12 protein-coding genes are annotated in these 11,687 nt (G+C 69.0%); 5 read left to right on the top strand and 7 right to left on the bottom strand.

What is annotated here, in order from left to right; translation table 11 throughout:
• Positions 1–15: 15 nt before the first annotated feature.
• The 3 genes from AB0C87_RS20425 to AB0C87_RS20415 all read right to left on the bottom strand — a co-directional run bounded on the left by AB0C87_RS20425 (position 16) and on the right by AB0C87_RS20415 (position 3,338).
• Complete coding sequence (locus AB0C87_RS20425; protein WP_345179503.1) at positions 16–1,143, bottom strand: hypothetical protein; 1,128 nt, start codon at positions 1,141–1,143, stop codon at positions 16–18.
• Between the two features lie 189 nt (positions 1,144–1,332).
• Positions 1,333–2,301, bottom strand: coding sequence for a suppressor of fused domain protein (locus AB0C87_RS20420; RefSeq protein ID WP_345179504.1), 969 nt, complete (start codon positions 2,299–2,301; stop codon positions 1,333–1,335).
• Between the two features lie 422 nt (positions 2,302–2,723).
• Positions 2,724–3,338 (bottom strand): helix-turn-helix domain-containing protein, encoded by a 615-nt coding sequence (locus AB0C87_RS20415; RefSeq protein ID WP_345179505.1) that lies wholly within the window; start codon positions 3,336–3,338, stop codon positions 2,724–2,726.
• A gap of 212 nt (positions 3,339–3,550) precedes the next feature.
• Between AB0C87_RS20415 and AB0C87_RS20410 the strand changes: the two genes are divergently transcribed.
• A complete protein-coding gene (locus AB0C87_RS20410) occupies positions 3,551–4,063 on the top strand; it encodes a hypothetical protein (protein WP_345179506.1) in 513 nt (170 codons plus the stop codon).
• Positions 4,064–4,174: 111 nt separating this feature from the next.
• On the opposite strand, the gene AB0C87_RS20405 is transcribed toward AB0C87_RS20410, so the two are convergent.
• Positions 4,175–4,684 (bottom strand): SRPBCC family protein, encoded by a 510-nt coding sequence (locus tag AB0C87_RS20405; protein ID WP_345179508.1) that lies wholly within the window; start codon positions 4,682–4,684, stop codon positions 4,175–4,177.
• Positions 4,681–5,043 (bottom strand): metalloregulator ArsR/SmtB family transcription factor, encoded by a 363-nt coding sequence (locus AB0C87_RS20400; protein ID WP_345179510.1) that lies wholly within the window; start codon positions 5,041–5,043, stop codon positions 4,681–4,683. The genes AB0C87_RS20405 and AB0C87_RS20400 overlap by 4 nt, the downstream gene beginning before the upstream one ends.
• Before the next feature lie 158 nt (positions 5,044–5,201).
• Between AB0C87_RS20400 and AB0C87_RS20395 the strand changes: the two genes are divergently transcribed.
• The 4 genes from AB0C87_RS20395 to AB0C87_RS20380 all read left to right on the top strand — a co-directional run bounded on the left by AB0C87_RS20395 (position 5,202) and on the right by AB0C87_RS20380 (position 10,511).
• Entirely contained in the window at positions 5,202–5,582 is a 381-nt protein-coding gene (locus tag AB0C87_RS20395; RefSeq protein WP_345179511.1) for a nuclear transport factor 2 family protein, read from the top strand.
• Positions 5,583–5,952: 370 nt separating this feature from the next.
• Entirely contained in the window at positions 5,953–9,333 is a 3,381-nt protein-coding gene (locus AB0C87_RS20390) for an NACHT domain-containing protein (RefSeq protein WP_360578965.1), read from the top strand.
• Between the two features lie 205 nt (positions 9,334–9,538).
• Complete coding sequence (locus tag AB0C87_RS20385; protein WP_360356064.1) at positions 9,539–9,877, top strand: hypothetical protein; 339 nt, start codon at positions 9,539–9,541, stop codon at positions 9,875–9,877.
• Between the two features lie 160 nt (positions 9,878–10,037).
• Positions 10,038–10,511, top strand: coding sequence for a hypothetical protein (locus AB0C87_RS20380; RefSeq protein ID WP_360578963.1), 474 nt, complete (start codon positions 10,038–10,040; stop codon positions 10,509–10,511).
• Between the two features lie 77 nt (positions 10,512–10,588).
• Here AB0C87_RS20380 and AB0C87_RS20375 read toward each other — a convergent pair whose 3' ends face one another.
• Together AB0C87_RS20375 and AB0C87_RS20370 are read right to left on the bottom strand one after the other, a co-directional pair.
• Positions 10,589–10,783 carry a DUF397 domain-containing protein gene (locus tag AB0C87_RS20375; protein WP_360578962.1) on the bottom strand — a complete coding sequence of 65 codons (195 nt, stop codon included), beginning with the start codon at positions 10,781–10,783 and terminating at the stop codon, positions 10,589–10,591.
• Positions 10,780–11,595: a helix-turn-helix transcriptional regulator gene (locus AB0C87_RS20370; protein WP_360362126.1), complete on the bottom strand. Its 816-nt coding sequence runs from the start codon at positions 11,593–11,595 to the stop codon at positions 10,780–10,782. Before AB0C87_RS20370 ends, AB0C87_RS20375 begins: the two co-directional genes overlap by 4 nt.
• Positions 11,596–11,687 lie beyond the last annotated feature (92 nt).

Raw genomic sequence — 11,687 nt, 5'->3', positions numbered from 1 at the left:
GCCGCCCGCCGGCCGTCACAGAACGAATCGTTCCGCACGGAAGCGCAGATCTTCCCGGCCGGCGAGTTCGGCCGGGAAGTCGATGTTCCACCTGTCGGTGTCCCAGACCTGCGCGAGTCGGCCCTCGGACGTCACGGCATAGATCGACTTCTTGTCGCCGGCGGTCTCCCTCACGAAGACGGCGGGGGTCTGCCGGAAACGCACATCCGGCTGGTCCGTGCGCTCCGCGGGGAAGTCGACGTTCCAGCCGTCGGTGTCCCAGATCTGCACGAGACGCTCGTCGAACGTCACCGCATAGATCGACTTCTTGTCGCCGGCGACGTCCCTTCCGAATACAGCGGGATCGCCCCCGAAACGCAGACCCGACTGGCTCGTCTTCTCCACAGGGAAGTCGAGGTTCCATCTGTCGGTGTCCCAGACCTGCGCGAGCCGCCCGTCGGTGGTGATCGCGTACAACGACTTCTTGTTGTGAACGGCGTCCCTTCCGAAAACGGCTGGACTTCCCTGGAATCGGAGGTCCGGGTGGCCGGCGAGTTCGGCCGGGAAGTCGATGTTGCCGCGCGTTATCTGCGCCAGCCGTCCATGGGCCGTGATGGCGTACAGCCCCACGAGACCCGCCGCGGGCAGGTCGGCCAGATCGGGGATGTCGAAAAGCGCTCCGAAGAAGGCCGGGTTTCCCGTGTAGCGTTCATTGCCCGCCGGGAACCCGAAGAAGCCGACTCGCCAGGCCGAGGAGTCCGCGACCTGGGCCATCCGGGCGTCGCTTCTCAGCCACACTATCTTCTTGCCGGCCACGGCGTTCCCGGCCAGTGCGGCAGGAGTCCCGTCGTCGAAACGCAAGCCCGGCTCCCCCGCCAGGTCGGCGGGGAAGTCGAGATTCCATCTGTCGGTGTCCCAGATCTGCGCGAGCCGCCCGTCGTCCGTCACGGCGTAGAGCAGCTTCTTGTTGTTCCCGATCTCTCTCGGGATGACCCCTGGCGCGGTTTTGAAGCGCAGGCCCGGCTGGGCCGTGCCGTCGAGCGGGAAGTCGACGTTCCATCTGTCGGTGTCCCAGATCTGTGCGAGACGACCGTCGGCAGTGATCGCGTACAACGATTTCTTGTTGTGAACGAAATCTCTCACGAAAAGCGTTACGGGCGCCATCTCCGCCGCCTCCCATGCCCGCCTCGACCGAGGGTGGGCGCATTGGATCATGTCTCTGGAGTTCAGGGCATGTCCGCAAGCTATCCCGGCTCCGGCGCGGAGGAGAAGACTCTAAAAGCCATTCTTGGGCCGCCATGCGGGGGAAATCTCCCTACCGCGTCCGTCGCCGACCGGTCCGAGGGAGACGCCCTAGTCGACCACGTTCACCGTCAGGGGCCCGACCCGGTACGTCCCGGGCCGCGGCCGGAGGGCCTCGGCGACGGCGCGGGCCACTCCGTCCGGCATCGTGATCTCCAGTGCCTCGCCGGTGCGGGAGTGGCGGAACTCCCGCCCCGGGAGGAACACGACGGGCTCCCCCGGACCGCGCAGGATCAGCGGGTTCCCGTGCGGCAACCGCCCCGGCAGCACCTTGGTGAACTGCGAGACGTGCTGGACGCCGAGCTCCAGCGTGACCCCGTCCGAGGTGTCGGCGGCCAGCCGCTGGAAGAACAGGAACCCCGTCCCGGCGCCCTCCCGCGCCGAACCCTCGCGGACCGCCCGCGCCACGTCGGGCAGGTCCGCCAGCGACATCCGGCCGAGGTCGGTGATCAGCATCGGCAGGTGCGGGGCCATCGCCTCCACGAGCCCGTCCACATGCCACGCCTGCGCCGCGTGCAGCTCGTCGGTGGTGAGGCCGACGAACTGCAGGAAGGTGATCTCCCCCAGCTCCGTCCGCGCCCGCCCGAGCTCCGGGTCCAGCACCAGCCCCCCGGCCCGGACCTCGGAGTCCGGGCGCTCGGGGTCGAGCGGGTCGGGCAACTCGATGTAGTGCCCCACCTGGAAGTCGTTGCCGCTCCTCACCACGTACGACGCCAGGTGCTCCAGCTGCGCCAGCGCCCAGTTCGGCGCCTCCGTCTCCTCCGGCCGCCTCGGCACCCGCAACGTGAACTCGTACCCGCGCTCCTCGTACGGCGCCGTCAGCGCGTACCCGACGAGATGCCAGTGCGGAACGGGCTCGTCCCGCGGATAGATCGCGATCGTGTTGGTGACGAACCGGCCCATCGGCATCGGCCCGGCGGGCCGGTACGGCATGGGAGCGTCCCACTCCAGCCGCGCCGCGTCCCCGTACCGCGCCTTGAGCACGCCGTCGATCGCGTTCCACCCGTCCAGATTGAGCATCCTGTTCCCTTCGTCGATCTACGCCCCCTACCGACGCGCCAACCTCGCCCGGGGTTCAACCGTCCGGCAGAAAACCGCGCACGGCGGCGGCCTTCTGCCGGACGAGGCTCACTTGACCTTGTAACTCCACCTGTTCCCGCCCCGGTAGAACTTCTTGACAGAAGCGCCGGGCCGGACGACCTCATAGAGGTTGCCTCTGCACTTCATATCGATGTACACCCAGAGGCGCTTGCTGGAGCGATTCTTCATCGATCTGAACGGAGTGCCGTGGTAACAGGCCCCGCGCCTGGCCGGGCTGCGGCCGGGGTCTCCCTTTTCTTGGGTCACTTTGCCTTCCGAAGGCTAGAAAAGAGAAGGCGATCCCCTTCAGGGCCCTAGGGCCCTATCAACGGAGCCGGGGGCCCTATCGGCCCCCTCGGCGTTCACCGGGTCGGGGGGCGCAGGCCGTCCAGGATCAGCTGGGCGATGCGAGCTGATCGGTCCGGGTCGGTTTCCGCGCCGGCGTGGCGGATCGCGGCGAAGGCGCCGGCGACCAGGGCCATCACCTCGTCGGCGGTGACGTCGTCGCGCACCGTTCCGGCCGCGTGCGCGCGGCCGAGCAGGTCGGCCACGTGGCGGGTGAGGTCGGCCGCGACGTCCGGGGCGGCGGTGCGCAGGTCGAACTCGGCGGCCGCGAGCGCGCTCTTCACGGCCGCGTTCTCGGCCCCCGCGGCCACCATCCGGGCCAGCAGCGTGAAGACGGCCTCGGGGTCGCCGGCGGCGGCGAGTGCCTCCGCCTCCGCCGTCAGCCCTTCCAGCATGTCGATCGCGACGGCGAGGTACAGCTCCTCCTTGGCCGGGAAGTGCCGGTGGACGGTGCCGGGGCCGACGCCGGCGCGGCGGGCGATCTCGTCGAGCGAGACGCCCAGCCCCTCCGTCGCGAACAGCCGCTGAGCGGTCCGCAGGACCCGCTCGCGGTTGCGGCGCGCATCGGCCCGCAGCCCCCGGTCGCGCCGCGGGACCGCCGAGGGCTCGGAGTCAGGTGGCCGTCTGGACATGTCGCCCCCCAGCCTAACCGGGGCGCCGCACCGGATCCTCCGCGATCCGCCGGACCGCGGCTCAGGGGAGGCGAAAGGACGCACCAGTCGTTTGCCGGGAAGGCCGCGCTCGGCACGGTAAGACCCACGGCCGTGGAGAACCACGAGCCATCGACAAACAACCCCGGTGCACGTGCCAGGCACGCGCACCTCGACCAAAGAGGGAATCCGACATGGACAGGTTCTTACTGATCTCGCGGGACACGTTCCGGCGGATCTCGACGAAAGCGCGTCTGCTGATCTCGCTCGCCCTGGGCGTCGTCACCGGTGCGGTCGTCGGCGGCCTCATCGACGGCCTGGACTACCTCGCCTTCATCGCCGACCTCCACCACCGCCACGAGATCGACGCCTTCGCGTTCCGCTACCTCGACTTCCTTCTCAACCGCGTCATCGAGGGGGCCGGCATCGGCGCCGTCTGCGGCCTCATCGGCACCCTCGGCGTCGTCATCGGCACCCTCGGCGCCTTCACCCGCCCCGGCGTGCGGAAGATCGTCCTCCGCGTCGCCGGTGGTGCCGTGATCGTCGGAGTCGTCGCCTGCATCGGGTTCGTCGCCCTGGCCGCCATCGGCATCGCCGTCCACGGCCCGGTCGGCCCTCAGGGCTTCGTCTCTCCCGGCGACTTCCTCATCAGCCTCTGCAGCTGCGCTGCTGGGCTCGTCGCCGGTGTCGCCCGCACCGACGACTGACTCACCCGCGGACCTGGCACCCACCAGGTCTCGCTCACCGGGGGGCCTGGCCTGCCAGGCCCCCCGTACCGTCTTCTTCCGTCCCGGCCGAACGCTCGGGAGGGCCGCCGGTCAGCGGGCGGGGTCCTGCTTGATCTGGTCGATGAAGTACGGCTTCATGGCGGGATAGTAGGCGTCGAAGTCCGGCTCGGGGGAGCCGTCGCGCGCGGCCACGAGCCTGTCCAGGTAGTACTCCCAGCCCGGACCGTTCTCCCCGATCTGCTCCTCCTTGTCGAGATGCTCCACGAACCGCAGCTGGGTCGAGCCGTCCTCTTCGGACAGCAGCAGCTCGATGCGCCAGGTACCGAACTCGTCCGTCGCCGAGAGGGCCAGGCGCCGCGGAGGCTCGCATGCCTCGATGCGCATGTCGCACCACGGCGCCTGGTCTTCGAACGCCATCTGAACCTGGATCGTCCGGCCCGGCGCGGCGTCGCCCTTCCATGGGCCGAACCAGCGCGCCGTGCGCTCGGGCTCGGTGACGCTGGCCCAGACGTCCTCGACGGATGCCCGGAACGACCGGGTCAGGACGAGATCACTTCCCGTCGCGCCGCGAACCAGCCTGCCGGTGGGTCGGGGATTCATGCGGTGTTCTCCTTCTTCTCGTCGGAGGTGCTGGAGACGCGGCGTTCTCGGCGGGTCCGATGGACCTCGGTCTCCAGCGCGTCGAAGCGGTGCGTCCAGCCGTGGGGTTGGACGAACTGGGCGAGCCACGCGGAGAGCGGGGTCAGCTGCGCAGGATCGATCTCGTAGAGCCGTTCCCTGCCGACGAGTTCGTCCCGTACGAGACCGCTTTCCCGGAGCACGCGCAGGTGACGGCTCACCGCCGGCCTGCTGATCTCGAAGTGTCCGGCGATCTGCCCTGCCGTGAGCCGCTCACCGCGCAGCATGACCAGGATCTCCCGGCGCACCGGGTCCGCGATCGCTCTCACCACGTCGTCCACGGTGAAAGCGTAACCTACAGGTTACGCTTTTGCCACCGGCCCCATCGCGGCGAAGCACAACCGGGGCGCCGCACCGGATATCGTGGGGGCTAACCGGGGCGGCGCACCGTTTAGCTCCGCGCCGCTCGTCACGTACCGGCCACGAGGAGACCGCACCGATGACCATCCGCGAGGACGCCGGCGCCCTGGTGCGACGGATGCAGGAATGCTTCAACAGCCGGCGGTTCGACGAGGCCGCCGCTCTGCACACGCCCGACTTCTTCAGCCACCCCCTCGGCGCCGGGATCGAGGCGGGCACGGCGGCCTGGCGTGTGCTCGCCGCCCGCTTCCCCGGCATCCGGGTCGTCGCCCAGGACATCCTGGTCGACGGCGACAGGGCCGCCGTCCGTTCGGCCGTCGAGGGCCTCGCCCTCCCCGATGGCGCCGCGCGCCCCGAACTGTTCGAGATCTTCCGCTTCGAGAACGGCCGCTTCGCCGAGATGTGGGGCGCCAGCACCGGTTTCCCGACCGCCACCAGCCCCGAGGACCTGCTCACCTGACGCGCCGACGGCGACCGACAGCGGCCGGTTCCGCGACTCGTCCGGCGAATTGCGGTACAGCACAGTTGAGTGGTGTTGCCGGGCTTGACGTCGAGCGGCTGGGGGGCTTACTGCTGTGCGCAGGCTGAGATACGCGGGGCACGTTCTGCTCGGGGCGTCGCTGACGGTCGTGATAGGCGTGGCGATCAACCAAGTCCTCAACGACAACAAGCTGAGCTGGAGTTGGGGATACTTGGCGCTGGTGGCCACGGTCTTAGGCGCGCTGGTCGAGGTCGCCCCGCAAGCGGCCGCGCCCTCCCAGGAAACGACCGCTTCTCCTCCCCCTTCGAGAGGGCGGAGGAGACGGTCACGACGCGGGTATCTGCGGCGGATGCGTTCGGCGGTCGACCAGATGGAGACGATAGGGCTGGTCACCCAGGCCGAGTACGTGCTGCGGACCCGCCAGGTCTACGTCGACGTGATGCTGCGGCCGAGGCCGGTGGCCGACACGGTCACGGACACCGGCATCGGCTCCGTCTCCTCCACGGAGGCCGGGCGGCGCGCGTCGCTGGCGTCCTTCCTCACGCCGGGGCGGGTGCTCGCGGTCCTCGGCGCCGCAGGGTCCGGGAAGACGACACTGGCCCGCTACACCGCCCTGGAGATGGCGGAGCGGCGGGAGCCGTGGCGCCGGCGCCACGGGCTGCTCCCGGTGCTGCTCTATCTGCGCGACCACGCCGAGGCCATCGCGGACGGAGAGCCCGAGGGGCTCGCACAGGTCGCGGTGACCGCGCCTTGGCTGGACGGCGCCGTCTCGGCCGAGTGGCTGGACGAGCGGCTGCGGCAAGGCCGGTGCGCGGTCCTGCTGGACGGCCTGGACGAGGTGGCCGACACCGGGGACCGCGGCCGCGTGGTGCGGTGGGTGGAGGACCAGATCAGCCGCTACCCGGCCAACGCCTTCGTGGTCACCTCCCGTCCGCTCGGGTACGACGCCGCCCGGCTGTCGCGCGCCGACGTCCTCCAGGTGCAGCGGTTCACCAACCAGCAGATCCGCGACTTCCTGCACGCCTGGTACCGGGCCATCGAGCGGCGCGCGCGGCACGGCGATCCGGAGGAGATCGACCGGATCGCGGCGCTGGCGGCCGACGACCTGTTCCGGCGGATCAGCGGCCGTCCCGTGCTCGCCGACCTGGCCGCCAACCCGCTGCTGCTCACCATGATCGCGAACGTGCACCGGTACCGCGGCAGCCTCCCCGGCAGCCGCGTCGCGCTCTACGAGGAGGTGTGCCAGGTACTCCTCCACCGCCGCCAGGAGGCCAAGAGGCTCCCCGACTGCGACGTGGACGGGCTGAGCGGGGACAAGAAGGAGCGCATCGTCCAGGAACTGGCCTGGTACATGATGCGGCGCGAGCTGCGCGACATCGAGGCCGAAGAGGCCGAGCGCGCCGTCCAGGCCGTGATGGCGCGGACCGCGCCGGACGTCACACCCGCTGCCTTCCTGCTCCATGTCAAACGCAGCGGCCTACTGCTGGAGCACCAGTACGGCCGCTACGGTTTCGCGCACCTCACCTTGCAGGAGTACCTCGCCTCCATGCGCGTGCCCGCGCACGCGTCCCGGCGTGAACTCCTCATGGACAATGTCGGCAATCCCTGGTGGCGGGAGGTGACGCTCCTCTGGGCCGCCCGTGCCGACGCCAGTCCCGTCGTCGAGGCGTGCCTGGCCGATCGGACGGTCCCAGCGCTCAACCTCGCCTATGCGTGCGCGGAGGAGGCCCGCGAACTCGACCCCGCCCTACGCGCGCGACTCGACCGGCTGCTGCGGTCGGAGAACCGCGACCCCGAGGAGATCCGGCTGCTGGACGGAGTCACCGCGGCCCGGGCCCTCCAGGACGCCCATGTTCTGGAGGACGGCACCCGGCTCTGCGCCCATCCCGTCCCGGACGACCTCTGGAGACGCTTCGCCGCCCGCACCGAGGACCGTCACGCGCCGGACAACGCGTCCGGCGATCTTTGGACGAAGGACATCAAGGCCTTCCTCACCTGGCTCAACGGCCTGTTCGGCGACGGCACCGCCTACCGCCTGCCCACGCCGGCCGAGGCGCGCCAGGCCCTCGACCGCGACCTCTACCCCGGGGCCACCGGCGGCGCCGGGGCGGTCCTCTACGCCGCGGACCAGGACTGGGCCCGCCCCAACGGCCAGATCCATCTCATCTCCTCCCCACCGGATGCAGCTCCGCACTGGCCCACCCGGAAGCAGATCGACTCCTACCCGGCCCTCATCATCGAGCAGACCCACCTCCTCTTCCGGCTTCTCACGCCCGCGGCGCCGGCCGTCCTCCCCGACCTGCTGGCCTTCGCGCGCCCCCGCGACCCCAGCCGGGCCGAAGACCGGTTGCTGGAGGCGCTCGACCTGGCCTTCGATCTCACCTTCGCCAGTGAGCGCGTCATCGACGCCGCCCGCGGCCGCCTCAGCGAGCGCGCCGCCGACCTCGGCTTCGACGCTCTTCCCGACCAAGTCGATCAGCGTGCCATCGCCGGCCTCCGCGACCGCGCTCTCGGCCACGCCACCGCGCTCGGCCGGGAACTCGGCCGCGATCTCGCCTCCGGTCACCGATGGTTGTCCTTCCACAACGGGACCGTTCTCGCCTCTCTGGCCGGCACTCTCTTCGAGGTCGTTCACCAGCAGTCCCACGACATCGTTCGGGACCACCCCTCCCTTGATGCCCTCGCCCTCAGAAGCCGCTCCGTCCACCCATTCACCCCCGCCCTCGCGCTCGGCGGCCTCGACGTGGCCCTGATAGACGATCTCGACCGCGCCATGGCCGCCGCGCGCAAGCTCGCGGACGCCGTCAGGCGACGCTCTACCAGCCGCCGCGTCGGTGCCGTCGCAGAGGAGATCGCCACGCGCATCCAGCGGCTCCACGCCGAGAGTTTCCGTAGTTCCGGTCCCCTCGTCCCCATCGGGAACTCCACCATGGTCGGCGGCGGCGCCAACTCGCGGGACACGGGCATCGATCACGTCCTCCACGTCCTCCGCGTCCTTCACCGACTTGCCGGTTCGGCGGAAGCCCTGCACGATCTCGACACCGACGACGGATCGGGCCCGGCCCTCGCGAACGAGCTCCACCAGGCCCTGGACCGCGCCCGCGACCACGCCCTTTTCCTTGCCGAGTTCAAGGACGGCGAGCCTGGTCTCCGCGCGCCTGACTTCACTGCGGAAGAGCTCGTGAAAGACCTGATCCTGGCGCGTCTCATCTTCGCCAACGAGCTGGGAACGAAGGGGATGGACGTCGTGGCGAGCACGGCTCGGGCGTGCCTCTCACTGCGAAACGCGTTCGCGACACCCGGGCCCCGGCACACGGGAGAGTCTCCGAGGCGCAGGATCGGATGGACGATGGCCTCGTTCATCCGCGACGAACTGCCCTCCTCCGCCACCTACCCGCCCGCCCGTGACCCGGAAGTGGTCCTGAAGGACGCCCTGCACCGCGCGAACACGATCGACGCGAAAGAGGCCACGGACCTGATCGTCAACGCGATGCGACTTGCCGCGCCTCTCTGGGAACGGACCCGCCCCAGCACGAGAAGCAGCGTGGTGTTGGCGGTCACCTCGCTTCTGGGCGCACTTATCGCCAACGAAGAAGAGAGAGCGGACGAGGAGCTCGCAAGCCATCTCTCAAGTGCCCTGAACGGGCTCATCGCGTTGACGCCGGACTCGGACATCCCTGCCTCCGACGAGCCGCCCTCGGGCAAGCTGCTGGTCCTGGCACGAGCCTGACCGCGATCGACAGGCCTCGCGGTCAGCGACTCCGCACCCCTGCTTGTACGCGTTTACCCGGATGTCCGTCCCGCTCGACATCAATTACTCTACGTATTCGAACAGGAACTTTAAGTGATGGCACTGTCGTCCGACGTGCACGCGCACCGGACCCGGGCGAGCCCCGGACGACTGACGCCATCCGGACTCCGACAAAGGACATGCCATGATCGCGAGCACGCGACTCGCTGTGGCCGCACTCGCGGCCGCGGCGGCCTCCTTCGCAGGGCTGACCACCCTGACCGCTCTTCCCGCCCACGCCGCCCCGACCGTCCAGGCCGTCGGGCAGGCCGGCAAGAGGATCGTCTGCTCGACGTACCGGTCCTCGGACGGCAAGCGCATCGGCGTCAACTGCGACGCGGGCCGCTACTACGTCGTCGGCACGGCGTGCGGCCCGGGACACTGCACCACCATCGGCGGACCCGTCGTGGACGCTCCCGCGATCTCCTGGGCCTACGCGGGCAGTGGCTACTTCGGCGGCGACATCCGCGCGGTCTTCGTCTGATCCGCGATCGGTCCGCACCGCCGGAGCCACGGCTCGATCGGCGCTCAGGGCCGCGCTCGGTACGGTAGGTCCCAGAACCGTGGCCAAGCCACGAACGCTCAACAAACGACCTTGGTGCACGTGCCAGGCACGCGCACCCCGACCCAAACAGGGGATCACCATGATCAAGCGTCAGTTGGTCTCGAACGCAGTGGGCGCCCTCGCCGGAGCGATCCTGGGAGGCGTCATCGAGGGGCTGAACTTCGCCGTCTTCCTCGCCGACCACCACCGCACCGGGGCCGACCCCTTCGAGTCGGGCGACTTCGACTACCTCGCCCTCAAGGCCATCGTCAGCATCGTCGCCGGGGTCATCGGCGCCGTCGGCGGCGTCTTCTACAGCACCTACGACGGCCCTGAGACCCCCGGCGGACGGAAGCTCTTCATCCGGATCTCCGCCGGCATCGTCATCGCGGCCGTCGCGGGCTGCGTCGTATGCGTCGTCGTGGCCGCCTCCGGCGGCGTCGTCGTCCCCATCACCGGGTCCCTCGGAGCAGGCGCAATCTCCAGCAACCTCGGGATCGTTCTCACCACCATCAGCGGCATGGCCGCGGGAGGCGTGGTCGGTACCGTCCGCGCCGTCCGCGCCGCCAACTGACCCACCTGCGAAGCCCGGTACCCCTCGGGCCTCGTTCGACGGGGAGCCTGGCACTGCCAGGCTCCCCGTTCTCGTCTTCAGCGGGCCGAGTCCTGCTTGATCTGCTCGATCAGACTGGCGAACTGGACGCTGGAGAGCGTGAGGTGTCCCCCGCCCGGGTCCTTGCTGTCCCGCACCCCGATCCCGGCCCCCGGCGCAAGTCGCCCCAGCTCGACACACTGATTGTCGTTTGCGCCACCGGTATAGGAACTCTTGCGCCATCTCACGATCATGCGTAGCTCTCCAAGTACCGCTTGATGATCTGTCGGGAGGCTTCCTCTGGAGCAGCCTTCACGCCGATGCGATCGAACATAACGGACAGCTCACGAACCTCGCGAGGTGATTCGATCAACCGTCCTCCGTTCTGCGCGGCAGAGTAGGCGACGTCTCGGTCCTCCAGGCCGATGATCTGCATGGACCCATCGACGCCCATGTGCTCGCCTGACGAGAAAGGAATGACTCGCAAGCTCACGTGCGGCAGCTCGGCCAACTTCAACAGGTGTTCCAGCTGCCTCGTCATGACCTCCACCCCACCGACCGGGCGGGCCAGGACAGCCTCATCGATCACTGTCCATGTGAGCAGCGAGTCACCCTTCTGCCAGTACGCCCTCTTCTTCGCAGTGCGGACCGCCATGATCGCGTCCAGGTCCTTGAACTTGCTCGCCTTGACGTAGGCCCAGGTGTAGTCATCGGTCTGGAGCGCAAGCGGGACGACCTGGCCGTGGTAGGTCTTGATCGAGACGGCTTCCTCCTCGTACTTGTCGATCTGATGAGCCCAGTCCGGATCATGCGCCATTCGGGCAAACCAAAGTAGAACCTGGAAAAGCACCCCAGTTCCGTATGCATTGTCAAGCAGACGCATTTGATCGTCCTGTGGACGCCGCCGCCCCGCCTCCAGATTGGAAACAGTCGAGCGAGCGACGCCGATGATCTCGCCACACTGGGTCAGCGACAGCCCCATCTTTTCTCTGAAGAAGCGCATGCAGAAGGCCAGGAAGTGCCACATGGAGATCTTGGGGTCGAGAGGGTCGCGGACGATCGGCATCGTTCCTCCTGTTTTCAGTTCTCCCGATAACAAGGAAACCGTAGATCGAGCCAGCGACCCTTGCCACATGAAACCGAAATCCCAAGCGAGGC

It is taken from the genome of Actinomadura sp. NPDC048021 (assembly GCF_040653135.1).
Classification (GTDB): domain Bacteria; phylum Actinomycetota; class Actinomycetes; order Streptosporangiales; family Streptosporangiaceae; genus Spirillospora; species Spirillospora verrucosospora.
The sequence above is the reverse complement of the archived record's forward strand: the minus strand, read 5'-3'. Positions and strand labels throughout refer to the sequence as shown.

What these genes read in the sequence shown, in the direction of transcription:
- AB0C87_RS20395 (WP_345179511.1), top strand. Translation starts at nt 5,202, where the DNA reads ATGACCATCCGCGAGGACGCCGGCGCCCTGGTGCGACGGATGCAGGAA.
- AB0C87_RS20370 (WP_360362126.1), bottom strand. Translation starts at nt 11,595, where the DNA reads ATGCCGATCGTCCGCGACCCTCTCGACCCCAAGATCTCCATGTGGCAC.
- AB0C87_RS20410 (WP_345179506.1), top strand. Translation starts at nt 3,551, where the DNA reads ATGGACAGGTTCTTACTGATCTCGCGGGACACGTTCCGGCGGATCTCG.
- AB0C87_RS20420 (WP_345179504.1), bottom strand. Translation starts at nt 2,301, where the DNA reads ATGCTCAATCTGGACGGGTGGAACGCGATCGACGGCGTGCTCAAGGCG.
- AB0C87_RS20425 (WP_345179503.1), bottom strand. Translation starts at nt 1,143, where the DNA reads ATGGCGCCCGTAACGCTTTTCGTGAGAGATTTCGTTCACAACAAGAAA.
- AB0C87_RS20385 (WP_360356064.1), top strand. Translation starts at nt 9,539, where the DNA reads ATGATCGCGAGCACGCGACTCGCTGTGGCCGCACTCGCGGCCGCGGCG.
- AB0C87_RS20415 (WP_345179505.1), bottom strand. Translation starts at nt 3,338, where the DNA reads ATGTCCAGACGGCCACCTGACTCCGAGCCCTCGGCGGTCCCGCGGCGC.
- AB0C87_RS20375 (WP_360578962.1), bottom strand. Translation starts at nt 10,783, where the DNA reads ATGATCGTGAGATGGCGCAAGAGTTCCTATACCGGTGGCGCAAACGAC.
- AB0C87_RS20390 (WP_360578965.1), top strand. Translation starts at nt 5,953, where the DNA reads ATGCGTTCGGCGGTCGACCAGATGGAGACGATAGGGCTGGTCACCCAG.
- AB0C87_RS20380 (WP_360578963.1), top strand. Translation starts at nt 10,038, where the DNA reads ATGATCAAGCGTCAGTTGGTCTCGAACGCAGTGGGCGCCCTCGCCGGA.
- AB0C87_RS20405 (WP_345179508.1), bottom strand. Translation starts at nt 4,684, where the DNA reads ATGAATCCCCGACCCACCGGCAGGCTGGTTCGCGGCGCGACGGGAAGT.